Here is a 24,402-nt window from a genome sequence, read left to right on the forward strand (position 1 = left end):
GACTGATCTGAAATAGAGATCAGAACAGCGCTTTTCTGGGGGAGATCAGCACGTTTTTCAGTGTGTCGATATGCTCCAGCACCAGGCCTGTGCCCATGGCGACACAGTTCAAAGGCTCATTGGCGATATGAACGGGCATACCGGTCTCCGCCGTGATAAGAGCGTCCAGACCCCGCAGCAGCGCGCCGCCGCCCGTCAGAGTAATGCCATATTCCATAATATCCGCCGCCAGTTCGGGAGGGGTTGCCTCCAGAGTCTGCTTGATGGTCTCGATAATGGAATCTACGGGCTCTTTCAGTGCTTCCCGGATATGAACGGAATTGATGTCGATGGTTTTGGGCAGACCGCTGACCAGATCGCGTCCGCGGATCTCCATTTTTTCCTCCCGTTCCAGAGGGTAGGCGGAACCGATGGTGATTTTGATTTCTTCGGCGGTACGATCGCCTACGGCCAGATTGAATTCTTTCTTGATATAACCAACGATGGCGTTGTCCAGGGCGTCCCCGGCTACCCGCAGGGAGGTGCTGGTAACGATGCCGCCCAGAGAGATCACCGCTACCTCGCTGGTGCCGCCGCCGATATCTACAACCATGCTGCCGGCAGGGTCCGCCACAGGCAGGCCGGCGCCGATGGATGCGGCCATGGGTTCCTCAATGAGATAGGTGTCTTTTTCCTTGGAGCCGGCGGCGATGGCAGCCTCCAGTACGGCTCTTTTTTCCACTTCCGTTACGCCGGAGGGAACACAGATGACAATGCGGGGCTTCGGACCGAACATGGAACGTACATAAGCCTTGTTGATGAAGTAGCGCAGCATAGCCTGTGTTACGTCGAAGTCGGCGATAACGCCGTCTTTCATGGGGCGGATGGCAACAATGTTGCCGGGAGTACGCCCGATCATATCCTTGGCCTCGTTGCCTACGGCCAGCACCTCTTTTGTCTGTGTGTTGATGGCCACAACGGAAGGCTCATTGACAATGATGCCTTTTTCTTTCATATAAACCAGTGTGTTCGCGGTACCCAGGTCGATACCCATATCTTTGGAAAACATACTTGTAACCCCTTTCTATTTGGACACTGCCGCAGCAGTTCAGATCGTTATTTGTGGTTGGCCCTGAAAAGACCCTTATATTTTATCATACCTTTTTTTATTTGACTTTTCAACAGAAAACCCGCGCTTGCCGGGAAAAAGAAGAAGTTTTTTCTTTGAAAAAACGACATCTTTCGATTTCTGTACGCCAAAGAAAACACAGGATAAAACATCGTTTTCCCCGTGTTCTATCCTGTGTCTGATTGTTTCGGGTATGGCGGCGTTTACAGTCTGCGGTAGATGAAAAACGCCAGAATGATCCCCAGTATGCCGGCGATGGTAAAACGGATGGTCAGACCAAACTGCAGTGTCAGAACCCCCAGATCCAAAACCAGCGGCGAGGAAATGCCGAAGGTGCTGCCATAGGAGAGCCAGCGCAGCGCGGGAATTCCGCCCAGAGCCTGCGAGATAAAACCGCCCAGTACCACGCCTGCCAAAAGCAGCAGGATCAGAACCCAGATGTTTTGCGTGCGTCCTTTCATAACCTATGCCACCTCCATATTTCCAAAAGTATAGCATATTTTTCCTGCGGGGTAAAGGGAACAAAACATAAAAAAGAGGGTACCGAGGACGACAAAAAGAGACATTTTTTCATAATAAAGAAAATCTTAATTTTTTATGCAACTTTTTCATGGTAAAATCAATCTAATTGATATAGTAACGGAAAAACGGAACTGCGGGAGGATTTACCATGAAAAGCAGGAAAGAACAGCAGATAGAGGAAATCCTTCTTCGTCGGTATGACAGGTACTACCGTTTGGCTTTTGGTTACGTGAAAAACCAGCAGGACGCTTTGGACATCGTGCAGGAAAGCGCCTGCCGCGCCATCCGGGAATGTGGAAAGGTGCGCAATACGGAATACATGGAAACGTGGGTCTACCGTATTGTGGTCAATACGTCTCTGGAGTTTCTGCGCAAACAGAAGCGGGAGGACCTGACGGAGGAGGTGATAGAGCTGCATCCGCCCTCCGGTGACGGCAAAGAAGAGCTGGAGATGATTTTCAGCCGCTGGACGCTGCGGGATGTACTGGAAAAACTCAGTCCCAAAGAGAAAAGCGTAGTGATGCTGCGTTTTTTCGAGGATTGCCGTCTGGAGGAGATCGCCCAGATCACCGGGGAAAATCTCAACACCGTCAAGGCCAGACTGTACCGCGCTCTGCGCAAGATGCGGACGGGAATGGGAGAAAAGAATGGGAGATGACGATATGCGCGAAGCAGGAAGCAACAGAAGCGGAAATGAGGTCGTGCGTATATGGAAAGAGGAATTCGAAGGAATTCCGGTGCCTGAAGAGACGAGAGCGCGTGTGCTGGAGGGCATACGGCAGGCGAGAGCAGAGAAGAAGAGAAGAGGATATAAAGTATACTGCAAACGAACGGGGATCGCGGCAGCCGGCGCGGTACTGATCTTTGGAGCCGTGGTCAATCTCAGCGCCGCGGCAGCCAATGCCATGGAAGGAATTCCGGTGATTGGCAGCATCGCCCGAGTCGTGACCTTTCGCACATATGCCGATGAGCGGGAGAATACACGGGCGGAGATCGAGATTCCGCAGCTGGGGAAAAATGCCGCGGTCAATGAGGAGATCATGGCGTATGCCGGCAGTCTGATCCGCCAGTACGAGGCGGAGCTGGCGGCGGATCAGGGCATGTATTCTCTGGAATCCACCTATCAGGTGGTAGGAGAAAGCGAGAACTATATCAGTATACAGATTAACACAGTGGAGACGAGAGCCAGCGGGGCGGAATATATCAAGATCTTTACAGTAGATTTGAATACGGGAGAGGCGGTTTCTCTGGCTTCTATGCTGAAGGACGGCAAGAGGCTGGAGGCGGTGAGCCGGAATATTCTGGAGCAGATGGAGGCGCAGATGGCGGAAGACAACGGCAGGATATATTTTATCGGAGACACGCCGGACGCCTTCCAGTCCCTGACTGGCGAGGAGAATTTTTATTTTAATGAAAAGGGGAATCTGGTCATCGTCTTTGGGGAGTATCAGGTAGCGCCCGGTTTTATGGGCGTAGTCAGCTTTGAGATCCCTGAAGCGGTCAGCGGCATTAGCGCCGTCTGAATGGGCCGGAACAGATGAGAAGAGAAAAAAGAGTAGACAAGACGAGAAGAGAAACACGTTTTTTTCACAGACGAGATGAGAATACAGGACAACATCCAATATGCATGAAAAAAGCAGGCATCCTCTAAGAGGATGCCTGCCGTTTTTTGTTTTATTCAGAAACTCTGTTTCCCTTGGTCTTATTTCAGGTTTGCTTTCAGAACTTCCGCGATTCTTGTGATACCTTCTTTGATCTTGTCTTCCGGCATGCAGGAATAGTTCAGACGGAAGTGGTTTTCTTTGCCGCCGTTAGGGAAGAAGGAGCCGCCGGGTACATAAGCAACTTTCTTTTCCAGGCACTGTGTAGCCAGAACTTTTGCGTCCATGTAGTCGGGCAGGACGCACCATGTGAACAGACCACCTTCGGGATGTGTGAATTTAACTTCCTTCGGGAAGGTTTCTTCCATGGTCTTCAGCATAACGTCGCGTCTCTTGCGGTATACGTCTTTGATCTTTTCTACATGTTCGTCCAGATCATACATATCCAGGAATCTGTCAGCGATGAGCTGGTCGATGGTGGAGGACTGCAGGTCAGCACCCTGTTTGATAAAGTTGTATTTTACCAGGTTTTCTTTGGATGCGCAGATCCAGCCGATACGCAGACCAGGCGCCAGGATCTTGGAGCATGTGCCCAGGAATACAACCAGTTCTTTGGTATCCAGGGATTTCAGGGAAGGCATGTTTTCGCCTTCGAAACGCAGTTCGCCATAAGGGTTATCCTCGATAACGGGGATTTCATATTTGTTGATGATATCCATGAATTTATGACGTCTTTCCAGAGACCATGTTTTGCCGGTAGGGTTCTGGAAGTCGGGGATTACATAGATCATCTTTACGTTTTCTGTGGTAGCCAGGATTTTTTCCAGCTCTTCTGTAATCATACCGTCGTCGTCTGTGGGAACCTCAATGAAGGTAGGTTCGCAAGCTTTGAAGGCGTTTACAGCACCCAGATAGGAAGGGCTTTCCAGCAGAACAACATCGCCGGGATTCAGGAAAATACGTGCGGAGAAATCCAGGCCCTGCTGAGAGCCGCTGGTAATCAGCACATGATCGATATCTGTATCGATGTTGTTTTTCGCTTTCATTCTGGCAACGATTTTTTCGCGCAGAGAAGGCAGACCTTCTGTGGATGTATACTGCAGAGCAACCTGACCAACTTCGTCCATAACTTTGATACAAGCCTGTTTAACGCCTTCACAAGGGAACAGTTCGGGCGCGGGCATACCGCCTGCAAAGGAGATGATGTCGGGTTTGGATGTCAGTGCCAGCAATTCTCTGATTTCGGAACCTTTTAAGAGTTTCATTCTGTTCGCGTACTGTACCATGGAAATTCCTCCTTATGTAATAGATAGTTTAATAAATGTTTAACTTGGATTTGTCTGATTACCCTCCGGGGGAGTCGAGTTATCAGACAAATGGATGAAAAACAACCCCTTTTCTTAATTAAAACACAAAAATTATACAAAGTCAATGGGCAAATTAAAAAGAAAGCTATCGAATTTTGCTTAAAAGTTCGATAGAAAAACTTGATACATAGATAGTTTTGCAGAGAAAAACCGGGAAATAGAGAAGTGTTTTTGGACAGATTGTACTTATTTTCGTACAATTCCGCAAAAAAAGAAAGCCGGCTTTGGGCGGGAACGGGATATTTTGCGGTTTCAACTGTTAAGAAATAGACAACAATGGGGGAAAGAACGGAAAAAAATGGGGCAAAAAAGCGCAAAAAAAAAACAGCCGGACCCCAAAGGGGAAAAGGAATCCGACTGTTTCTTATACTGCAAAAAGCAAACCACCGGAGTAGACGCGGCAGTCTACCTTCGAGTATCGTGATTTATTTCAGGTTTGCTTTGATAACTTCCGCGATGGCCTTTACGCCTTCTACGATCTTATCGTCCGGCATGCAGGAGTAGTTCATGCGGAAGCAGTTTTCTTTGCCGCCGTTGGGGAAGAAGGAGCCGCCGGGTACATAAGCGACTTTCTTTTCCAGGCACTGCAGCGCCATTTTTCTGGTGTCGATATAATCAGGCAGTTCAACCCATGTGAACAGACCGCCATCGGGATGAGTGAATTTCGCTTCCTTGGGCAGGTAAGTTTCCATAGCTTCCATCATGACATCTCTTCTGTGCTTGTACAGTTCACGGATGGTGTCAACGTGAGCGTCCAGGTCAAACATTTCCATGTATTTGTTTGCTTCCAGCTGTGTGATGGTAGGGGTCTGCAGGTCAGCACCCTGTTTGATGAAGTTGAACATGGACAGGATCTCTTCGGAAGCGCATACCCAGCCCAGTCTGTAACCGGGAACCAGAATCTTGGAGAAGGTGCCCAGGAAGATAACCAGACCTTTGGTATCCAGAGATTTCAGCGCGGGCATGTTTTCGTTTTCAAAACGCAGCTCGCCGTAGGGGTTGTCCTCGATAACGGGGATCTCATATTTATTGATGATCTCCATGAATTTATGACGTCTTTCCAGGGACCATGTTCTGCCGGTAGGATTCTGGAAATCGGGGATAACGTAGATCATTTTTACGTTTTCTGTGGTAGCCAGAATTTTTTCCAGCTCTTCCATAATCATGCCGCCATCGTCTGTGGGTACTTCCATGAAGGTGGGCTCACATGCCTTGAAGGCGTTGATAGCGCCCAGATAGGAAGGGCTTTCCATCAGTACAACATCGCCTTTATCTACAAATACACGTGCGGAGAAATCCAGACCCTGCTGAGAACCGCTGGTCACCAGAATATGGTCCGCATCCGTTTCGATATTGTTTTTTGCCTTCATACGAGCGGCGATCTTTTCACGCAGAGCGGGGAAGCCCTCTGTGGAAGAATACTGGCAGGCAACCTTGCCGCATTCATCCATGACCGCGTTACAAGCCGCTTTCAGCTGTTCTACGGGGAACAGATCGGGAGCGGGCAGGCCGCCGGCAAAGGAAATAATGTCAGGTCTGGCAATCAGCTTCAGCAGATCACCGATATCTGAATTTGTCAACTGTTCCATTCTTTTCGCGTAACGCACCATAATGTTCGTCCTCCTTTTGTATTTTTTCGTTTTCTTTTGTAGCGTTTTCTTATCATAAAACCACAAAGGGACGCAGTTTGTCAATCGTCCGCCGGTGGTGGAATGTATCCCATTAAATACAATTAAATCTCCCTGTTTTTTGTGAGATTCCTACGGAAAATTTTTGTTTTGAAATCAAAAACAAGAACATCTGACGGAAGAAGGGGCGGGCTTTTTGGGGATGTGGAAAAAGTCATGGGAATTTTGCCATGAAATTTCATGATTTTTTTTGAAAAATCGGGTCCGGAAGCGGGATGAAGCAAAAGACGATAAAAACAGTAGGAATAGGTTTAGCATAGCGTGCCGCAAAGTTTTTTATTACTAAACTGTATGGATCGGAACAGAAAAGGGAAAAAGAGGAAAAAACCGCACAACGCAGGAATTTCCTATTTTCCGGCGAAGGATACAATTTTTTTGGTAAAATCTGTCTGTTTTTGCCGCAGAATGTAAAAAAGTTTAATAAATCGAATTTTTTGTTTATTTTCTATTGCTTTTCGGAGAAAATACGATATAATGATTGAGGTTTGATAAAAGTAATAGAAAAGTTTAGTATTGCTACACAGCGAGGTGTTGTTTATGGATATCGGCCATAAGATCAAACAGCTTCGGATACAGAAGGGCCTGACGCTGGAGGAGCTGGCCAGCCGCAGCGAGCTGACCAAGGGGTTCTTGTCCCAGCTGGAGCGGAATCTGACCTCTCCCTCCATCGCTACGCTGGATGATATTGTGGAGGCTTTGGGCAGCAGTCTTTCGGAATTTTTCCGGGAGGAAAAGGAAGAAAAGATTGTTTTTGGCAAAAAAGATTTCTTTGTGGATGAGCGGGAAGCCTATACCATCCACTGGATTGTGCCCAATACCCAGAAAAACGAAATGGAGCCCATTCTGCTGGAGCTGCCCCAGGGAGTATCCTCCTTTGAGATGGGGCCCCACAGCGGCGAGGAATTCGGCTATGTGGCCGAGGGCTGTGTGACGCTGGTCTGCGGCGAGGCGTCCTATGTGGTCCATAAGGGAGAAACCTTTTATCTGTCCGGCAAAAACGGGCATTATTTAAAAAATGAGAAAAAGACGACGGCGAAGGTCCTGTGGATCTCCACGCCGCCGCTGTTCTGAGAAACCCAGGAAAAAACGGAGAATTTTTGTTTCAGAAGGAGGAGCGCGCCGTTATGAAAAAGCTGATCCAGTTTAAGAATATTGTCAAGGAGTTTGACGGCAAGCTGGTATTGAAGGGTGTCAGTCTGGATATTTACGAAAATGAGTTTGTGACACTGCTGGGCCCCAGCGGCTGCGGCAAGACCACATTATTAAGAATACTGGGCGGGTTTTTGACCCAGAACGAGGGGCGGGTCCTCTTTGACGGGGAGGAAATCAGCAAGGTGCCGCCCTATAAACGGGAGATCAATACGGTGTTCCAGAAATACGCCCTCTTCCCCCATATGAATGTATATAACAATATTGCCTTTGGTCTGAAGATCAAAAAAGAGCCCAAGGATATTATCGAGCAGAAGGTAAAGCGTATGCTGAAGCTGGTAAATCTGGAGGAATACGCCGACAGAAGCGTGACGGAGATGTCCGGCGGTCAGCAGCAGCGTGTAGCTATTGCCAGAGCACTGGTCAACGAGCCCAGCGTATTGCTTCTGGACGAGCCGCTGGGAGCGCTGGATCTGAAACTGCGTCAGGAAATGCAGCATGAACTGAAAAAGATCCAGCAGGAGGTAGGCATTACCTTTATTTATGTGACCCACGACCAGGAAGAGGCTCTGACCATGTCCGATAAAATCGTCGTTATGAGAGACGGCGAGATCCAGCAGATCGGCACCCCCACAGATATTTACAATGAGCCCGTCAATGAGTTTGTTGCCAACTTTATCGGCGAAAGCAATATCATCGAAGGCGTTATGCTGGAGGATTACAAGGTCATGTTTGAGGGCCGCAAGTTTGACTGCGTGGATTTCGGCTTTGAGAAAAACGAAGTGGTAGACGTTGTCATCCGCCCCGAGGACCTGGATATTGTGCCCAGAGAGCAGGGTAAGCTGAAAGGCGTGGTAAAATCCGTCCTTTTCAAGGGCGTCCATTACGAGACTATGGTAGAGACAAAAGTCGGTACGGAGATTACCGTAAAAATGCAGGTTTCCGATGACCAGCCCGTATTCAACGCGGCGGCCAACGAAAAAATGTCCGCCAACGACTTCTATCTGGATGTGGAGGACGTGGAAGAGCTGGACGAGGCTACCATCATCGCCCGTGCCGATGCCCAGGCATGGAATCCCGACGAGGACGAGCTGATTTCCATTAAAGAGGTGCAGTATAACATCAAAAAGGAAAACGGCACCTATCCCGTAACCTTCTCCACGGCGGCAGGCACTTCCGTTACGGTAAATATGATCGTAAAGGACGAGAACCGCGTTACCAGCGAGGAGAACGAGGAAGAAATCTTTGCTGTGAACTTCTACAAGAAAGCCGACGAGATCCAGGAATCCATCGCCTTGGAGACAGACCTGAAAACATGGGCCAACGCCTCCGCCTGGAGCCTGGAAGGCGAACCTGTGGAGATCACGGACGTGAAGTATGACTTCGATCCGGAGCATATTACGCCCGGTGTGTATGATGTGACATTCGCCACAAAAGGCTATGAGTATAAAGTGGATACTACCGATAAGCATGAGGTGGGCGAGGAAGTCGGTCTGGTCTTTGAGCCGGAGGATATCCATATTATGAGCAAGGAGCAGTAAGGAAGGAGGAGGATTGCCATGCGGCAGTTTCGCAGTATGATCTATCCCTATGTGGTATGGCTGGCAGTGATGGTTGTGGTACCTATGCTGATGATCCTGCTCTATGCCTTTACCAAGGAAGGAAACGATGTAACCACCTTCCGCTTTTCATTGGAAAATTTCGCCCGGTTTTTCAGCGACGCTGTATTTCTGGACGTATTGAAGCGTTCCCTGGTGATTGCCATTGTGACGACAGTGATCTGTGTGCTTCTGGGCTATCCCATTGCCTATGTCATCGCTTCCGGCCCGGAAAAAAGCAAAATGTTCTGGATTTTAATGATTACCCTGCCCACCTGGATCAATATGCTGGTGCGTACCTATGCCTGGGTAGGGATTTTGCAGGACGACGGTCTGCTGAACAGCCTGTTTGGCCTGTTGGGCATCGGCCCATTCAAAATGATGTATACCACCTTCGCCGTGGTGCTGGGCATGGTCTATAACTTCATTCCCTTTATGATTTTGCAGATCCATACCTCTCTGGCAAAAATGGATAAAAGCTATCTGGAGGCGGCCAGCGATCTGGGGGCAAACAAAGTGCAGAGCTTCCTGCGGGTGACCCTGCCTCTGAGTCTGCCCGGTGTCCTCAGCGGCATCACGCTGGTGTTCCTGCCTGCGGTATCCAGCTTCTTTATTCCCAAGCTGCTGGGCGGCGGACAGTATGTCCTCATCGGGAATGTCATCGAGACACAGTTCCTGACCAGCGGCGACTGGAACTTTGGCAGTGCCATCTCTTTGATTATGGCGGTTATCATTATGATCTCCATGTATCTGACCAGAAAAGTAGACACCGACCCGGCGGCGGAAGGAAGGAGGGAGTAAGCCATGGAAAAGAAAGGACACCGTATCGGTTCCAAGGTGATTTTGGGCATCACCGCATTGTTTTTCTATCTGCCCATATTGTATATCATCGTGTTTTCCTTTAACGACTCCCGCTCCCTGACGAAATTCAGCGGGTTTTCCCTGCGGTGGTATGAAAAGATGTTTTCCGACCGCACCATGATGGAGGCGGTGGTCTATACCATTATCATCGCCGCGCTGGCTACGGTAATTTCCACCATTGCGGGCACACTGGCGGCCATCGGCCTGTCCCGTTCCCGAAAGGCCTTGAAAAACGTAGTGGAACAGGTCAATAACCTGCCCATTATGAACCCGGAGATTGTAACAGCCATCGGGCTGTTGATGTTCTTCAGCGCCATCGGCATCACAAAGGGCTTCATGACCCTGCTGCTGGCCCATATCATGTTCTGTATCCCTTATGTGATCCTGTCGGTTTCGCCGAAACTGCGGTCTCTGGACCCGAATCTGGCGGACGCGGCACTGGATCTGGGAGCCACGCCTCTGCAGGCCCTGACGAAAGTCATCGTGCCGCAGATTATGCCGGGGATTGTTTCCGGCGCGTTGATTGCTTTCACCATGAGCTTTGACGATTTTATCATTTCCTATTTCGTCACAGGCAATGGTGTGAACAATATTTCCATTTTGGTTTATACCATGAGCAAGCGTGTCAATCCGTCCATCAACTCCCTGTCAACGTTGGTGATCCTTCTGATTACGGTAGCACTGCTTGTAGTCAACGTAGTACCCATTATGAAAGAAAAAAGGAGAAAAAAGGTATGAAAAAAGTAATTGCGATGGCTCTTGCGAGCGTACTGCTTCTGGCTGGCTGCGGCGGCGGCACAAGTGACGGCGCGTCCTCTGAAAGCGCTGTGGAAAAATACGGTTCCGATACATTGAAGCTCTACAACTGGGGCGAATACATGGGTGAGAACCTGATCTCCGATTTTGAGGAGCAATTTGGCGTAAAGGTAATTGTGGAATATTTCGATTCCAACGAAATGATGTACACCAAATTACAGGCTGGCGATTCTTATGATGTGCTGGTTCCCTCCGATTACATGATCGAAAGACTGATGGCGGAAGGCATGCTCCAGGAACTGGATCATTCCCTGATTCCCAATCTGTCCAACCTGGCCGAAGGCGTACAGAATCTGCCTTATGATCCAGAAAACACCTATTCCGTGCCTTATTTCTGGGGCAGTGTAGGCATTGTTTACAACCATAATAATGTAGATCCTGCCGTTGTGGAAGCTGAGGGCTATAACATCCTGCGCAACACAGACTATAAAGGCAAAATTTATGTGTATGATTCCGAACGCGATTCCTTTATGATGGCGTTTAAAGCGTTGGGCTATTCCATGAATACAGATGACGAAGCGCAGATTGAAGAAGCATATCAGTGGCTGCTGGAAATGAACAACACCATGGACCCTGTTTATGTAACAGATGAAGTGATTGATGGTATGATCAACGGCACGAAAGACATTGCTGTTGTTTACAGCGGCGATGCTACAACCATTCTGGCAGAAAATCCTGATATGAGTTTCTGGATGCCCGCGGAAGGCACAAACCTGTGGAGCGACGCTATGGTAATTCCTGCCAATGCGGAAAATCCTCTGCTGGCCCATGAATTTATCAACTATGTGTTGACCTATGAAGCTTCTATGGGCAACTCCGAGTATGTAGGCTATGCTTCCTCCAACCAGGAAGTTCTGGATGAACTCAGCGGCGAAGGCGGCCTGTTCGCGGACAACGAAGCGTACCTGCCTCGTTCCGGCTATGAAAAGGACGAAGTATTCGTAGACAACCAGGTGCTGAAACAGAAGCTGGCAGAACTTTGGATCAAAGTAAAAGCAACAAAGTAAAATAAACTATACCGGAGGGATGGAAATGTTTTCGGAAAAGATGAAAGAACTGCGGGAGTCGGGTCGGGAGATTCTGGTCTGTCTTTCCGGCAGTGAACAGGCCCGGGAAGAATGGCTTCAAAAGGGCGGTACGGCGGGACATCTGCTCTCGCCCCGTCAGGTGGAAAGCTGGCTGATGACAGGCGGCGCGCAGCTTCCGCCGGAAGTGGCTTTTTCCGGTACACTGGAAGAGTTTGTATCCCTCTTTCCCAAATCAAACGCCGAGGAAAGCAAGAAGAAAGTCAATGGCTTTCTTTCCGGCGCAGTAGTGGAATATACCCCGGAAGGCTGGCAGTATTATACCTGCAATGTGGTGGTCATGGGCTGCTGCATGGGGGAATATCTGAGTATTGTCAACCGAAAGGAAATTTAAACAATTCCCAAAGACAGGCGTTTTTTGAGACGTCTTTCCGAGAGAACAAAGAAAGCTGAAATCTTTATAACAAAGATTTCAGCTTTTCTGTTTTTCCGGTATCGGACGGCTTTCTGTTCTTTGGCGGCGGTTTCTTTCGGTTCTATGTCTGCTGTTTTTCGCATAGAAATGATGGAGAGCGAAAGGAGGCGGACGCCATGGGCAAGGGAGAAAAGGACAGGCAGAATTTTCGCCGCAGCATATTGGGACTGTGTGTGTTTGTGCTGGCCCTGCCGGCGCTGTGGCAGATGGGCGGGGCGGACTTTGCCCTGCGGGAAAGCCTGCCGGGACAAGTACCGGCGGCGGATACGCCCATTTCTGTGTCAGCTGCGGCGGAACAGGAACTCTTCGGCATTGAGGATGTCCATTTCGAGGAAACGCCGGAGGATTTTTCCGACGGAACGCCCATGGAGGTGCCTTCGGATCTGCTGGAAAAGATGCGGGATTTTGACTATCTGAAAAAGAATTTCTATATTGTGGATTCCAGAACGACCCTGTTTCCGTCGGATATTGACGTGGAAGAGGCGCTGTCCATGGATTTTTCCATTGACCGGGATACAGACGGCCCGCAGGTGCTGATCTTCCATACCCATTCCTCTGAAGGTTTTGCCGACAGCGATATGTCCAAAGGCATAGAGGAAGGCATCTGGGGCGTGGGAGAGCGGCTGAAGGAGATTCTGGAACAGGAATACGGTATCCGTGTCCTCCATGATACAGGGCGGTATGACGTGGTAGACGGCAAGGGCCAGATTACTGGGGCTTATGAGCGCATGGAGCCGCCCATCCGGCAGATTCTGGCGGAAAACCCTTCCATACAGGTCTGCATTGATATGCACCGGGACGGCGTAGCGGAGGGCACCCGGCTGGTGACGGAGGTTAATGGCAAGACCTGCGCCCAGGTTATGTTTTTCAACGGCCTGTGCCGGCTGAACCAAAACGGGGAAGCCCAGCCCACACCGGGGTTGTCCAATGATTATTTAAAGGAAAATCTGGCCTTCAGTTTACAGATGCAGGTCCAGTCCATGATGAAATACAGTGGTTTCAACCGAAAAATTTATTTGAATGCCTATCGTTTTAGTTTACATATGCTGCCCCGCTCTACCTTGATTGAAGTAGGCGCGCAGACCAATACAAAAGAAGAAGCCTTCAACGCCATGGAACCGCTGGCGGATATTCTTGCTTCCGTTTTGCTGCGGGAGGACGCATAATATTTCTTCCTTTGCACAGCCTAATGCCATGGGTAAAAAATTTATTGTATATGGCCTGACCGGCTGGATTTTAGAAGTGATCTGGACGGGGTTCTGTTCCTTTCTGGCGGGGGACCCGGCACTGACGGCAAAAACATATTTATGGATGTTCCCCATCTACGGCATGACCCTTTGGCTGGAGCCGGTATTTCTGGCTCTGGCCGGGCGTCCCTTCTGGCTGCGGTGCCTGCTGTATCCTCTGGGGATTTTCGCTCTGGAATTTACGGCGGGAAGCCTTCTGCGGGCCCTGACGGGCGTCTGCCCCTGGGACTACGGCGGCCATCCTTTGTCGGTATACGGCCTGATCCGGCTGGATTACGCCCCTTTGTGGGTGCTGGTGGGGAGTGTTTTTGAAGGCGTCTGTTTCTGGATGAGAGGAGGCTGGAACGAAGTTTTCGCAAAAGAATTGCAGTCCATTCCGTTTTGGTGTAAAATGGGACGAGATCAAAATAGAATGGAGAAAAAAGCATGGAAAGATTGAAACAGACCATCATACTCTTTGATTTAGACGGTACATTGACAGATTCGGCGGAGGGCGTTCTGCGTTCCGCCCAGCATATGCAGGAAAAAATGGGCATGCGTGTTTGGAGTGAGGAAGAGCTTCGGTTCATGGTAGGGCCTCCCCTGCGGGATACCTTCCGGGATGTGTTCCATATGAATCCCGAGGAGGTGGAGCAGGCCATCCTCTATTTCCGGGAACGGTATTTTACCGTGGGCCTTTTCGAGAACAAGGTATTCCCCGGCATTGAGGAAATGCTGAAGGAACTGGTGGCCATGGGCAAGCGTCTGGGGGTAGCTACCTCCAAGCATGAGTCTACGGCAGTGCGGATTCTGGAGCATTTCGGTCTGGCGAAATATTTCGAGGTTATCGGCGGCGACAGCCCGGAGTCTTCCCGTACCAATAAAACCATGGTCATGGACTATGTGCTTAAAAGAATGGAAGCCAAAGAAGGCGATGCCATTATGGTGGGAGACAGAATGTTCGATATTGACGGTGCCCACGCTTTGGGACTGCCTGCCATCGCCGTGGAGTTCGGTTACGGCGACCGGGAGGAATTTGAGGACCACGGTGCGGATTATATCGTAAAAACACCGAAAGAAGTAGCGGATTTGTTCCGCTAAAAATAAGAACGGGAACGCAATTTCCCCTTAAAAAACAGAACAGATCACATCTGAAAAAGTAAAAAGCTGGAATCCGATGTATCCCATCAGGATTTCAGCTTTCTTTTTTTCAGGGTTTTATCAGACCTGTTTTCTTCTGAAGACAGCTGTCGCAGTTGCCTTAAGAAATCAAAGAAAAGGAAACTCTATGTTTTCTTAAGGGGAGCCTGCTTTTTCCACGCTGTTTCATAAAGTCCTTTAGTTCAGCTTTGCCAGATATGCCTTGTTGTCTTCAATGGCCCTTGTGGTCATGGCTTTGGAAGGGCCGCCGATGACATTTCTCGCCTCTACGCACTGCTTCACGCTGATGGCGTCGTATACGCTTTCGTTGAATACGGGAGAAATGGCCTGGTATTCTTCCAGAGAAAGATCGTCCAGATTGGTGTTGTGCTCGATGCAGTACAGTACCAGATGGCCGATGGTGCTGTGGGCATCACGGAAGGGCACGCCCTGTTTTACCAGCCAGTCCGCCGCGTCGGTGGCGTTGGTGAAGCCGCCTTTGGTGGCCTGGAGCATATTTTCTTTCCGTACGGTCATGGTGGCGATCATTTTGGTAAAGACGGGCAGGCACATTTTTACGGTGTCGATGGCGTCAAAAAGACCTTCCTTATCCTCCTGCATATCTTTGTTATAGGCCAGCGGCAGACCTTTCATGGTGGTGAGCATCCCCATGAGATGACCGTAAACACGGCCGGTCTTGCCGCGGATCAGCTCTGCCATATCGGGATTCTTTTTCTGGGGCATGATGCTGGAGCCGGTAGAGTAAGCGTCATCCAGCTCGATAAAGCGGAACTCATGGCTGCTCCAGAGGATGATTTCCTCGCAGAAGCGGCTCAGGTGCATCATCAGCATGGAAAGATCGGAAATCAGCTCTACACAGAAATCCCGGTCGGAAACGCCGTCCATGCTGTTGGCGGAAACGGCGTCAAAGCCCAGCTGTTCCGCCACAAAATAACGGTCCAGAGGATAGGTGGTGGTAGCCAGAGCGCCGCTGCCCAAAGGCAGTACATTGGTGCGGCGGTAAGTATCGCAAAGGCGGTCGTAGTCCCGCTTGAACATTTCCATGTAGGCCAGCAGATGGTGGGCCAGTGTTACCGGCTGCGCCCGCTGGAGATGGGTATAGCCGGGCATGATGGTTTGGGTATGCTGTTCCGCCAGCGCGTTCAGCTCTTCCATCAGTTCTTTTACCAGCGCCTTGATTTCGGTGATTTCTTTTTTGGTATACATCCGGGTATCCAGCGCCACCTGGTCGTTGCGGCTGCGGCCCGTGTGGAGTTTTTTGCCTACGTCGCCGATGCGGCTGATGAGGATGGTTTCCATGTTCATATGGATATCCTCCGCCTTTTCGTCAAAGGTCACCTTGCCCGCCTCGATGTCCGCAAGGATTTCGCCCAGTGTTTTTACGATGAGGTCGGCGTCGGCCTGGGGAATGATTCCCTGTTTGCCCAGCATAGCGGCGTGGGCCATGCTGCCGGTGATGTCCTCGTGGTACATGCGGCTGTCAAAGCCGATGGAGGAATGGAAATGGTCTGTAAAGCTGTCTGTGGATTTGGTGAAGCGTCCGCCCCAAAGTTTCTGCATAGGTATCTTCCTTTCTGTGCTGTGGGTGAAAGAACGAAGTTTCTGTACATAAGAAAAAATGGATAAAATGTGGAGAATCCAGAGGTTTTATCCATTTTTTCCGTTATTTCAATGTTGTGATTTCGTTGTGATTATTTGTTTTTCTGGTTTTCCATCATCATAGCGCGAACCTTCAGAGGCAGGCCGAACAGATTGATGAAGCCGTCTGCGTCCTTATGGTTGTACAGTTCGCCTGTGGTGAAGCTTGCCATGGATTCGTTGTACAGGCTGTAAGGGGATGTGCTGCCGGCAGGGATGATGTTGCCTTTGTACAGTTTCAGTTTTACAGTACCTGTTACGGTTTCGTTTACTTTGTCGAAGTAAGCGCTCAGAGCCTCACGCAGAGGGGTATACCATTCGCCGCTGTATACCAGTTCTGTGAATTTGTTGCTTGCCACTTCGTTGAAAGCCTGTGTCTTTTTGTCTGTGCACAGGTATTCCAGTTCACGGTGTGCGTAGTACAGGATGGTACCGCCGGGTGTTTCGTATACGCCGCGGGATTTCATGCCTACGACACGGTTTTCGCAGATGTCCGCGATACCGATACCATTTTTGCCGCCGATTTCGTTCAGCTTTTTCAGCATTTCCACAGGACCCAGTTTTTCGCCGTTGACAGCAACGGGTACGCCTGCTTCAAAGTCCAGTGTGATGTATTCGGGTACGTCGGGAGCGTCCTCGGGGGATACGCCCAGCTGTAAGAGATGTTTGTAGTTAGGTTCGTTTGCGGGGTCTTCCAGTTCCAGACCTTCGTGGCTCAGGTGCCAGATGTTGCGGTCACGGCTGTAGGAGTTGTCATGGCCCGCTTCAAAGGGGATGCCGTGTGCTTCCAGATAAGCCAGTTCGTCTTCACGGCTTTCCATGCCCCATGTATCCAGACGCCAGGGAGCGATGATCTTCAGATCGGGAGCCAGCGCTTTGATGGTCAGCTCAAAACGTACCTGGTCGTTGCCTTTGCCTGTCGCGCCGTGGCAGATAGCGGTAGCGCCTTCTTTTTTAGCGATTTCTACCAGCTTCTTTGCGATGATGGGACGAGCCATGGATGTGCCCAGCAGGTATTTGCCTTCGTATACGGCGTTTGCCTTGATGCAGGGGTAAATAGCATCTGTGATGAATTCTTCTGTCAGATCAGCGATGTAGAGCTTGCTTGCGCCTGTTTTCAGGGCCTTTTCTTCCAGACCTTCTGTTTCCTTGCCTTGACCAACGTCGCCGCAGACAGCGATAACTTCCGCGTCATAATGTTCTTTCAGCCAGGGGATGATAACGGATGTATCCAGACCGCCGGAATAAGCCAGTACGATTTTTTCTTTCATGATGTTTGTCCTCCTTTTGTTATACGATGGAATCGTTTGTCTTCTGAATAATTATGAGACTATTATACATAGGCTTCCATAAAAAAGCAATAGCAAACGGGAAAAATCCGCATTTTTGTGTATATATATTAAAAGATTGCAAAAGAATCCGTCGTTTTTGGGGATTATTCAAGGAAAGGTCGAATAAATATGCATTATCGGGTGCATAGGTGCATGAAGGGGGAACGGAAAAAATGTATACACGCCGCGGACATCAATTTCCCTTTGCGAAAGGCGGGATTTATGGTATCATATTAAGGATAGAATCAACAGGGGCCGCTGTGGGGCGGCTGAAAAAGGAGGAAACAAAAGATGAAGGTATTAACATATATCCAGGGCGGAAGCACCAATGTCGGGATTCTGAAAGCCAACGGCACGGAAGTGGTGCCTGTGAATTATCTGGGCTGTGAGGCACAGGATATGGCGGGCTTTTTGGAAGCCATGACACCGGAAAAACAGGAAAAACTGGAAAAGAATACAGAATTGATGGACGGCATTCCGCTGGAGAGTGTGAAGATGGTCTCTCCTATTTTATATCCCAGACAGGACGTGATTTGCCTGGGCATCAACTATTTCGCACACGCGGAGGAATCCGCCAGATTCCATAAGGAAGCCTTTGGCGGCGAACGTCCTCAGCCCATTTATTTCTCCAAGAGAGTTAACCGGGCTGTGGGGGACGGGGAACCGGTAGACGGCCATTTCGATATTGTGGACAGTCTGGATTATGAGGCGGAGCTGGCGGTTATCATCGGCAAGGACGCCAAAAATGTTTCCGAGGAAGACGCCTTTGATTATGTTTTCGGTTATACGATTTTGAACGACATCAGCGCCAGAAATTTACAGACACTGCATAAGCAGTGGTATTTCGGCAAGAGTCTGGACGATTTCACACCCATTGGCCCCTGGATTGTGACCAAAAACGAGTTTGAAAATCCTCCCGCGCTGGCCATCCGTTCCTATGTCAACGGAGAACTGCGCCAGGACAGCAATACTTCCCTGATGATTAACGGCGTAGCCAAAGTCATCAGCCAGCTTTCTCAGGGCATGACCTTACAGACCGGCACCATCATCGCTATGGGAACTCCTGCCGGGGTAGGCATGGGCTTTGAACCGCCTAAATTCCTGAAGGCGGGCGACGTGGTGACCTGCGAGATTGAGGGCATCGGGAAACTGACTAACGAAATCAAATAATTATTGGAGTATAGAAAAAAGGAGAAAAGGACCCAGATGGAGAAAATAAAAGTCATGAGTGTATTCGGCACCCGTCCCGAGGCCATCAAAATGGCGCCGCTGGTAAAGGTGCTGGAAGCATCGGAGGAAATCGAAAGCGTGGTCTGTGTGACGGCGCAGCACAGAGAAATGCTGGATCAGGTGCTGGAGATCTTTGACCTCCATCCCAAATACGATCTGGATATCATGCAGAGCCGCCAAAGTCTGGCAGGTATCACTACCCGTGCCCTGACAGGACTGGAGGAAGTCATGGCGGAGGAAAAACCGGATATCGTGCTGGTGCATGGGGACACCTCCACCACCTTCGCCGGGGCATTGGCCGCGTATTACAATCAGGTAAAGGTGGGCCATGTGGAAGCGGGCCTGCGTACCTATGACAAATACCAGCCCTTCCCCGAGGAAATGAACCGCCGTCTGACGGGGGCGCTGACAGATCTCCATTTCGCGCCCACCAGACTGGCCAAAGAACATCTTCTGAAGGAAAATGTGGCGGAGGATGGAATTTTCATTACGGGGAATACTGTCATTGACGCCCTGGCCCATACCATCGAGGAAGACTATACCTTCCATGAGGAGGTACTCAATTCCATTGATTTCAAAGGAAAACGGGTCATCGCCATGACGGCCCACCGCCGGGAAAATCTGGGGGAACCTCTGCGCAATATCTGCCATGCCGTAAAACGGATCGTGGAGGAATTCCCGGATGTGGAAGTGGTTTATGCGGTACACAAAAATCCCGCGGTACAGGAAGTAGCCAGAGAAATTTTGGGCAGTCATGACCGTATCCATCTGACGGACCCTCTGGATTTGAAGGATATGCATAATTTGATGTGCCGTTCCTTCTTTGTCATGACGGACAGCGGCGGACTCCAGGAGGAAGTGCCTTCCATGGGCAAGCCGGTGCTGGTGCTGCGCAATGTGACGGAACGTCCGGAGGGCGTAGAGGCCGGTACCTTGAAGCTGGCGGGTACAGAGGAAGAAACGGTCTATGCCATGGCGAAGGAGCTGCTGACGGACAAAGAGGTCTATGAGGCCATGGCGCAGGCGAAGAATCCCTTTGGCGACGGGAACGCGTCAAAACGGATTCGAGACGCGATTTTATACGCATTCGGCAGAACGCAGGAACGTCCTGCGGACTATTGGAATACAGAACAGAATCACCGCAAGGAGGGAAACGATATGAAAGAAGAACGTATGGCAATCCTGAATATGCTGGAAAAGGGTCTGATTACCGTAGACGAGGCGGAACGCCTGCTGATCGTGCTGCAAAACGGCATGGGCATGGATAAGGACGGTATCGGCAAGGCTGTAGGCGGCGCATTGGAAAAGGCGGGCGCTATGCTGGGCAGTGTGGCCAAGACCGTAGGCGAAAAAGCGGAACAGCTGCAGCCCCGGGTACGGGAGGTAGCCACAAAGGTGGCGGATAAAGCCGACGAGATGCAGCCTACCGTAAGAAGTGTCGCTTTCCGCATGACGGAAAAGGCCCAGGAGCTGAAAGAGGACGCCCGCAACTATAAGGAAAAGCTTCGGGCGAAAAAATACCGCGATGAGGAAGAAGACTGGGACGATGAGGATCTGGACCAGATGGACGCGGCGGAAGCGGAACTGGCGGAGCAGGCGGAAACCCCCGCAGCGGAAGAAACGGATCCGGAAATGGAGAAGTACGCCAAAAACGTGGAAGCGGTTATGAGCTCTGTACAGCTGCAGATGGAGCAGATTGACGAGTGTGAGGACTTTCTGAAGGCAGCCTTTGGCGATGTGGATCTGGAAGATCTGGAAGACGAAGGCGAAAAGAAGGAAGACGTTCCTGCTGAGGAAAAGAAAGACGAAGAAGCGTAAGGCAGCTCTTTAAAATAAGGAAATAAGAAACGCTGGAATCCTTTGTGGCCCAAAGGATTCCAGCGTTATTTTTTTAGGATGCCGGAAATGGCACGTTTTCTTAATACTGGTCGCAGACCTGAAAAATATAGAATTTCAGATAATAAGACTCATCTGCCGCCCAGAGGATGGGATGATCCGGGGACTGGGTGCGGTATTCCACCTGCCGCAGACGCTTATGGACGTTTTTGGCGGCCTGACCAATGGTCTGGGTAAAGAGTTCATAATTCATGAAGTGGGAACAGGAGCAGGTAGCCAGATAGCCACCGTCCTTTAACAGCTTCATGGCCCGCAGATTGATTTCCCGATAGCCTTTGACGGCGTTTTTCATGGAACTGCGGGATTTGGTAAAGGCGGGCGGGTCCAAAATGATGACGTCGAATTTCTCGCCTGCCTGTTCCAGTTCCGGCAGCAGGGAAAATACATCGCAGCACTGGAAGCGGACGGTGTTTTCCAACCCATTGAGTCTGGCATTTTCCGTGGCCTGATCCACTGCCAGCTGGGAGGCGTCTACCCCCACAACGCTTTTGGCCCCGGCGATACCCGCGTTCAGGGCAAAAGAGCCGGTGTGGGTAAAGCAGTCCAGCACCTTTGCGCCTTTGCACAGCTTCTGGATGGCCAGACGGTTGTATTTCTGGTCCAGGAAAAAGCCGGTTTTCTGTCCGTCCTGGACATCGACGATGTAACGGACGCCGTTTTCCACAATCTCCACTTTGGTATCGAAGGGGGCGGAGAGAAAGCCCTTGGTCCGCTCCATGCCTTCCTGGAGGCGTACCTTGGCATCGCTGCGCTCGTAGATGCCGCGGATGGTGATGCCGTCAGCCGCCAGTACCTCTGTCAGCAGACGAAGGATGGTCTCCTTCATTTGGTCGATGCCCAGAGCCAGGGACTGTACTACCAGAATATCGGAAAATTTATCTACCACCAATCCCGGCAGGAAATCCGCCTCGCCGAAAATGACGCGGCAGGAAGCGGTATCCACGGTTTTTTTCCGGTAATCCCAGGCCGCCTGCACCCGGCGTCGGAGGAACGCCTCGTCTACAACGGCGTCGGCGTGACGGCTCATCATGCGGACGGTGATTTTGGAATGATTGTTATAAAAGCCGATGCCCATGGGGTAGCCGTCAAAATCCAGAAGGGAGATCATCTGGCCGTTCTGGACCTCGGGGGAAACAGCGGCGATTTCGTTGTCGAATACCCACAGACCGCCTGCCTTCAGGGCGCGGCCTTCGCCTTTTTTCAGGGTAACGGAAGGATAGGACATGGTAAAACTCCTTTCTTGAGGAAGAAAAAAGCCTGATTTTTCGCGAAATCAGGCTTTTTGTATGTACTCCGTCGCTTAGTTTGCGTAGTTGTTGAAGTAGTTCTGTACCAGAACGATAGGTGTGCCCTTGTCGCCGCTGCCGCTGGTCAGGTCGCAGAGGGAACCGATCAGGTCTGTCAGACGGCGGGGTGTGGTACCTTCGGATACCATGCTGCCTTTCAGATCTTTGTCTTTTTCTCTGATGCGCTGACGGATGGCGTCTGCCAGAGCTTCGCCGGACAGATCAGCAAAGTCGTTGTCTGCCAGATATTTCAGTTTTACTTCGTTGGGCAGACCGATCAGGCCGTCTGTGTAGCCTGCGCCGACAACGGGGTCAGCCAGCTCCCAGATCTTGCCGACGGGATCTTTGAAAGCACCGTCGCCGTAGATCATGGCTTCTACACGCACGCCAGTCTGTGCCAGAATTTCTTTCTGGATGTTTTCTGCTACTTCCTGGGCGTTTTTAGGGAACAGCTTTACCGTAGTTTCTGTTGCTTTATTGGAGCCCAGCAGACCGTATTCGGGGTTGAAGCCGCTGCCGTTTACGGATTCTGTCAGGATTTCGCTCAGTGTAAATACCTTTTCACCGCCTGCTGCCAGGATGCGGCGTTTGGAGCGTTCTCTGGAGTGGATGTCGCAGCACAGAACGTTCTTTGTGAATTTTACGATAGCTTCGGGATGGTTTGCGAATACGATTTCCGCCTCCGCGCCTTCTTCTTTAATCAGGGAAGCGTAGTAGTCCACATAGTCCACGCCGGTGAAAGGATGTTTGATATAACCAAAGGCTTTGCGGTATTCTTCCAGAGACAGCACATCTGTGTAAGGGTTTACGCCGCTGTCATCCAGTACGTCCATATCAAACAGATGGTTGCCTACCTCATCGGAAGGGTAGCTCAGCATCAGAACAACCTTTTTCGCGCCCTTTGCGATACCGCGCAGGCAGATGGCGAAACGGTTTCTGCTGAGGATAGGGAATACAACACCGATGGTTTCACCGCCCAGTTTTGCTTTTACGTCTGCGGCGATATCCTCTGTGGAAGCGTAGTTACCGTCTGCTCTGGCAACAACAGCCTCTGTAACACAGACAACGTCTTTTTCCTTCAGCTGGAAGCCATCCTCTTTTGCCGCGCTAAGAACGGAATCCACAACGATTTTCACGATATCATCGCCTTCCCGGATGATGGGTGCTTTGATACCTCTGGAAATTGTACCTGCCATAATGAAAAAACCTCCTCAATAATAACTGTAAAATAGTAAAAAACAGGATCACCTGATTTTTGGCAATAAAAAAACATCAAATTTTGCCTGCAGAAATCCCAGTGACGGGATTGAAGGAAACCTTTGATGTATCTTGGTGGGTGAAGCGATTTTCAATCACCGACAAGTTATTTTACCAAGAACAGCGCGGTCTTGTCAATACGGGAAACAGGGGAAAATGCAGAAAAATTGCCGTGATTTAAGGACTTTTTATACCTTTCGTCGGAAATTTGCAGGTTTTTCTACATAAATTATTAAAATTTATCCTGTAAAATGGTCCATAAGATCAAAACAGGAGAAGGTGACGGATGTGCGGTGTATGGACTGCGGAAAGGAAATGGAGCGGGGCACAGTGGAGGCCCTGGTCCCCAGTGTGGAAACGTGGAATATCTTTACTTCTGAACGGGAGAAGGCCAAAACAGGCATCCAGGGCTTTTTCCGCCATACGGTGACCGTTCCCCTGCGGATGGAGGAACAGGCGGCGTGGCACTGTCCGGACTGCAAAAAGGTCCTGATGTGGGTCGGAAGCAGGAAATAAAAGGGAACATAGTTTTTAGAGAAGAGAAAGGAGGAGAAGCGATGATCGGATGGTTCGGTTCTGTCATGTTATCCAGTGTCATATTGTTTTTAGCGGCGGTGCCCTGGCTGTGGCTGTGGCAGTGCCGGGGAGATCATCAGTTTTCTCCTTTGCTGTATCGGGTCGGTGTGTGGGTATTCTGCTTTTACCTGATAGGGCTGGCGGCGGCGACGGGAGTGGCGGCGCTGCTGTTTCAGGCGCCTGTGTTCGCGCCCTACTGGAACGGCATCCTTCTGGCGGATCTGTTCCTCTGCCCGGAGCAGTATGTACTCAACATCATTTTATTCCTGCCCCTGGGATTTCTGGCGCCGCTGCTGTGGGCCTCCTGGCGGCAGGAGAGAAAAGTGATGCTGCTGGGATTCGGTGTATCCGCGCTGATTGAGATTTTGCAAATGTTCTGCGGCAGGACTACCGATGTGGATGATCTGCTGATGAATACCATGGGTGCGGTTCTGGGGTATCTGTTCTTCTGTTGGGTACAGAGAGAAACCTTTTCCTATTATGTGAAAAAGGACGGTTCTCAAGGGCTGGCGATGACAGCGCTGCGTCAGCTGCGGGCCGGAGAACAGATCCTGCTGTGACCAGAGAAAAAAGACACTTCTTCTTTCCGGG

General features: G+C 50.3%; 23 protein-coding genes and 1 pseudogene. 16 read left to right on the top strand and 8 right to left on the bottom strand.

Annotated elements, in window-relative coordinates; genetic code table 11:
* Positions 1-19: 19 nt before the first annotated feature.
* Positions 20-1,048, bottom strand: coding sequence for a rod shape-determining protein (locus H9X84_RS05440; protein WP_205133323.1), 1,029 nt, complete (start codon positions 1,046-1,048; stop codon positions 20-22).
* 263 nt (positions 1,049-1,311) lie between these two features.
* Positions 1,312-1,569: a DUF4321 domain-containing protein gene (locus H9X84_RS05445; protein WP_205133322.1), complete on the bottom strand. Its 258-nt coding sequence runs from the start codon at positions 1,567-1,569 to the stop codon at positions 1,312-1,314.
* 209 nt (positions 1,570-1,778) lie between these two features.
* Here H9X84_RS05445 and H9X84_RS05450 point away from each other — a divergent pair, with 209 nt between their 5' ends.
* Together H9X84_RS05450 and H9X84_RS05455 are read left to right on the top strand one after the other, a co-directional pair.
* Positions 1,779-2,288: an RNA polymerase sigma factor gene (locus tag H9X84_RS05450; RefSeq protein WP_205133321.1), complete on the top strand. Its 510-nt coding sequence runs from the start codon at positions 1,779-1,781 to the stop codon at positions 2,286-2,288.
* 4 nt (positions 2,289-2,292) lie between these two features.
* Entirely contained in the window at positions 2,293-3,153 is an 861-nt protein-coding gene (locus H9X84_RS05455; RefSeq protein WP_205133320.1) for a DUF3298 and DUF4163 domain-containing protein, read from the top strand.
* Between the two features lie 179 nt (positions 3,154-3,332).
* Here H9X84_RS05455 and H9X84_RS05460 read toward each other — a convergent pair whose 3' ends face one another.
* Entirely contained in the window at positions 3,333-4,517 is a 1,185-nt protein-coding gene (locus tag H9X84_RS05460) for a PLP-dependent aminotransferase family protein (RefSeq protein ID WP_205133319.1), read from the bottom strand.
* Between the two features lie 506 nt (positions 4,518-5,023).
* A complete protein-coding gene (locus tag H9X84_RS05465; RefSeq protein WP_207750531.1) occupies positions 5,024-6,208 on the bottom strand; it encodes a PLP-dependent aminotransferase family protein in 1,185 nt (394 codons plus the stop codon).
* Between the two features lie 615 nt (positions 6,209-6,823).
* Here H9X84_RS05465 and H9X84_RS05470 point away from each other — a divergent pair.
* The 9 genes and pseudogenes from H9X84_RS05470 to H9X84_RS05510 all read left to right on the top strand — a co-directional run bounded on the left by H9X84_RS05470 (position 6,824) and on the right by H9X84_RS05510 (position 14,537).
* Positions 6,824-7,357, top strand: a complete 534-nt coding sequence (locus H9X84_RS05470) for a helix-turn-helix domain-containing protein (RefSeq protein WP_205133318.1) — start codon at positions 6,824-6,826, stop codon at positions 7,355-7,357.
* 53 nt (positions 7,358-7,410) lie between these two features.
* Positions 7,411-8,427 (top strand): annotated as a pseudogene (locus tag H9X84_RS13380) (ABC transporter ATP-binding protein); the annotation flags it as partial.
* Positions 8,428-8,994: 567 nt separating this feature from the next.
* A complete protein-coding gene (locus H9X84_RS05480; RefSeq protein ID WP_205133316.1) occupies positions 8,995-9,834 on the top strand; it encodes an ABC transporter permease in 840 nt (279 codons plus the stop codon).
* A gap of 3 nt (positions 9,835-9,837) precedes the next feature.
* On the top strand, positions 9,838-10,632 hold the full coding sequence (locus H9X84_RS05485) for an ABC transporter permease (RefSeq protein WP_205133315.1): 795 nt from the start codon (positions 9,838-9,840) through the stop codon (positions 10,630-10,632).
* Complete coding sequence (locus tag H9X84_RS05490) at positions 10,629-11,717, top strand: ABC transporter substrate-binding protein (protein WP_205133314.1); 1,089 nt, start codon at positions 10,629-10,631, stop codon at positions 11,715-11,717. Before H9X84_RS05485 ends, H9X84_RS05490 begins: the two co-directional genes overlap by 4 nt.
* Before the next feature lie 25 nt (positions 11,718-11,742).
* Positions 11,743-12,129, top strand: a complete 387-nt coding sequence (locus tag H9X84_RS05495; protein WP_205133313.1) for a hypothetical protein — start codon at positions 11,743-11,745, stop codon at positions 12,127-12,129.
* A gap of 197 nt (positions 12,130-12,326) precedes the next feature.
* A complete protein-coding gene (locus H9X84_RS05500; protein WP_205133312.1) occupies positions 12,327-13,376 on the top strand; it encodes a stage II sporulation protein P in 1,050 nt (349 codons plus the stop codon).
* Between the two features lie 28 nt (positions 13,377-13,404).
* On the top strand, positions 13,405-13,896 hold the full coding sequence (locus H9X84_RS05505; protein ID WP_205133311.1) for a putative ABC transporter permease: 492 nt from the start codon (positions 13,405-13,407) through the stop codon (positions 13,894-13,896).
* Positions 13,884-14,537 carry an HAD hydrolase-like protein gene (locus H9X84_RS05510; protein ID WP_205133310.1) on the top strand — a complete coding sequence of 218 codons (654 nt, stop codon included), beginning with the start codon at positions 13,884-13,886 and terminating at the stop codon, positions 14,535-14,537. Before H9X84_RS05505 ends, H9X84_RS05510 begins: the two co-directional genes overlap by 13 nt.
* Before the next feature lie 237 nt (positions 14,538-14,774).
* Here the strand turns inward: H9X84_RS05510 and argH are convergent, their stop codons facing one another.
* Both argH and H9X84_RS05520 read right to left on the bottom strand, forming a co-directional pair.
* Complete coding sequence (gene argH, locus H9X84_RS05515; RefSeq protein ID WP_205133309.1) at positions 14,775-16,157, bottom strand: argininosuccinate lyase; 1,383 nt, start codon at positions 16,155-16,157, stop codon at positions 14,775-14,777.
* Between the two features lie 131 nt (positions 16,158-16,288).
* Entirely contained in the window at positions 16,289-17,506 is a 1,218-nt protein-coding gene (locus H9X84_RS05520; RefSeq protein ID WP_205133308.1) for an argininosuccinate synthase, read from the bottom strand.
* Positions 17,507-17,857: 351 nt separating this feature from the next.
* On the opposite strand from H9X84_RS05520, the gene H9X84_RS05525 reads away from it, so the two are divergent.
* Positions 17,858-18,736: a fumarylacetoacetate hydrolase family protein gene (locus H9X84_RS05525; protein ID WP_205133307.1), complete on the top strand. Its 879-nt coding sequence runs from the start codon at positions 17,858-17,860 to the stop codon at positions 18,734-18,736.
* A gap of 36 nt (positions 18,737-18,772) precedes the next feature.
* A complete protein-coding gene (gene wecB / locus H9X84_RS13450) occupies positions 18,773-20,614 on the top strand; it encodes a non-hydrolyzing UDP-N-acetylglucosamine 2-epimerase (protein WP_205133306.1) in 1,842 nt (613 codons plus the stop codon).
* A 100-nt stretch (positions 20,615-20,714) separates the two neighbouring features.
* Here the strand turns inward: wecB and H9X84_RS05535 are convergent, their stop codons facing one another.
* Positions 20,715-21,917: a class I SAM-dependent rRNA methyltransferase gene (locus tag H9X84_RS05535; RefSeq protein ID WP_205133305.1), complete on the bottom strand. Its 1,203-nt coding sequence runs from the start codon at positions 21,915-21,917 to the stop codon at positions 20,715-20,717.
* A gap of 75 nt (positions 21,918-21,992) precedes the next feature.
* Positions 21,993-23,174 carry a coenzyme F420-0:L-glutamate ligase gene (locus H9X84_RS05540; RefSeq protein ID WP_205133304.1) on the bottom strand — a complete coding sequence of 394 codons (1,182 nt, stop codon included), beginning with the start codon at positions 23,172-23,174 and terminating at the stop codon, positions 21,993-21,995.
* Positions 23,175-23,233: 59 nt separating this feature from the next.
* On the opposite strand from H9X84_RS05540, the gene H9X84_RS05545 reads away from it, so the two are divergent.
* From H9X84_RS05545 to H9X84_RS05555, 3 genes are all read left to right on the top strand, one after another.
* On the top strand, positions 23,234-23,416 hold the full coding sequence (locus H9X84_RS05545) for a hypothetical protein (protein ID WP_205133303.1): 183 nt from the start codon (positions 23,234-23,236) through the stop codon (positions 23,414-23,416).
* A gap of 116 nt (positions 23,417-23,532) precedes the next feature.
* Positions 23,533-23,751, top strand: coding sequence for a PF20097 family protein (locus H9X84_RS05550; RefSeq protein WP_207750530.1), 219 nt, complete (start codon positions 23,533-23,535; stop codon positions 23,749-23,751).
* A gap of 41 nt (positions 23,752-23,792) precedes the next feature.
* A complete protein-coding gene (locus H9X84_RS05555; RefSeq protein WP_243423566.1) occupies positions 23,793-24,371 on the top strand; it encodes a VanZ family protein in 579 nt (192 codons plus the stop codon).
* The last annotated feature ends 31 nt before the right edge of the window (positions 24,372-24,402 follow it).

Origin of the sequence: Anaerotignum lactatifermentans (assembly GCF_016902535.1) — a bacterium.
Lineage (GTDB): Bacteria > Bacillota > Clostridia > Lachnospirales > Anaerotignaceae > Anaerotignum > Anaerotignum lactatifermentans_A.

What these genes read in the sequence shown, in the direction of transcription:
- H9X84_RS05440 (WP_205133323.1), bottom strand. Translation starts at nt 1,048, where the DNA reads ATGTTTTCCAAAGATATGGGTATCGACCTGGGTACCGCGAACACACTG.
- H9X84_RS05445 (WP_205133322.1), bottom strand. Translation starts at nt 1,569, where the DNA reads ATGAAAGGACGCACGCAAAACATCTGGGTTCTGATCCTGCTGCTTTTG.
- H9X84_RS05450 (WP_205133321.1), top strand. Translation starts at nt 1,779, where the DNA reads ATGAAAAGCAGGAAAGAACAGCAGATAGAGGAAATCCTTCTTCGTCGG.
- H9X84_RS05455 (WP_205133320.1), top strand. Translation starts at nt 2,293, where the DNA reads ATGCGCGAAGCAGGAAGCAACAGAAGCGGAAATGAGGTCGTGCGTATA.
- H9X84_RS05460 (WP_205133319.1), bottom strand. Translation starts at nt 4,517, where the DNA reads ATGGTACAGTACGCGAACAGAATGAAACTCTTAAAAGGTTCCGAAATC.
- H9X84_RS05465 (WP_207750531.1), bottom strand. Translation starts at nt 6,208, where the DNA reads ATGGTGCGTTACGCGAAAAGAATGGAACAGTTGACAAATTCAGATATC.
- H9X84_RS05470 (WP_205133318.1), top strand. Translation starts at nt 6,824, where the DNA reads ATGGATATCGGCCATAAGATCAAACAGCTTCGGATACAGAAGGGCCTG.
- H9X84_RS05480 (WP_205133316.1), top strand. Translation starts at nt 8,995, where the DNA reads ATGCGGCAGTTTCGCAGTATGATCTATCCCTATGTGGTATGGCTGGCA.
- H9X84_RS05485 (WP_205133315.1), top strand. Translation starts at nt 9,838, where the DNA reads ATGGAAAAGAAAGGACACCGTATCGGTTCCAAGGTGATTTTGGGCATC.
- H9X84_RS05490 (WP_205133314.1), top strand. Translation starts at nt 10,629, where the DNA reads ATGAAAAAAGTAATTGCGATGGCTCTTGCGAGCGTACTGCTTCTGGCT.
- H9X84_RS05495 (WP_205133313.1), top strand. Translation starts at nt 11,743, where the DNA reads ATGTTTTCGGAAAAGATGAAAGAACTGCGGGAGTCGGGTCGGGAGATT.
- H9X84_RS05500 (WP_205133312.1), top strand. Translation starts at nt 12,327, where the DNA reads ATGGGCAAGGGAGAAAAGGACAGGCAGAATTTTCGCCGCAGCATATTG.
- H9X84_RS05505 (WP_205133311.1), top strand. Translation starts at nt 13,405, where the DNA reads ATGGGTAAAAAATTTATTGTATATGGCCTGACCGGCTGGATTTTAGAA.
- H9X84_RS05510 (WP_205133310.1), top strand. Translation starts at nt 13,884, where the DNA reads ATGGAAAGATTGAAACAGACCATCATACTCTTTGATTTAGACGGTACA.
- argH (WP_205133309.1), bottom strand. Translation starts at nt 16,157, where the DNA reads ATGCAGAAACTTTGGGGCGGACGCTTCACCAAATCCACAGACAGCTTT.
- H9X84_RS05520 (WP_205133308.1), bottom strand. Translation starts at nt 17,506, where the DNA reads ATGAAAGAAAAAATCGTACTGGCTTATTCCGGCGGTCTGGATACATCC.
- H9X84_RS05525 (WP_205133307.1), top strand. Translation starts at nt 17,858, where the DNA reads ATGAAGGTATTAACATATATCCAGGGCGGAAGCACCAATGTCGGGATT.
- wecB (WP_205133306.1), top strand. Translation starts at nt 18,773, where the DNA reads ATGGAGAAAATAAAAGTCATGAGTGTATTCGGCACCCGTCCCGAGGCC.
- H9X84_RS05535 (WP_205133305.1), bottom strand. Translation starts at nt 21,917, where the DNA reads ATGTCCTATCCTTCCGTTACCCTGAAAAAAGGCGAAGGCCGCGCCCTG.
- H9X84_RS05540 (WP_205133304.1), bottom strand. Translation starts at nt 23,174, where the DNA reads ATGGCAGGTACAATTTCCAGAGGTATCAAAGCACCCATCATCCGGGAA.
- H9X84_RS05550 (WP_207750530.1), top strand. Translation starts at nt 23,533, where the DNA reads ATGGACTGCGGAAAGGAAATGGAGCGGGGCACAGTGGAGGCCCTGGTC.
- H9X84_RS05555 (WP_243423566.1), top strand. Translation starts at nt 23,793, where the DNA reads ATGATCGGATGGTTCGGTTCTGTCATGTTATCCAGTGTCATATTGTTT.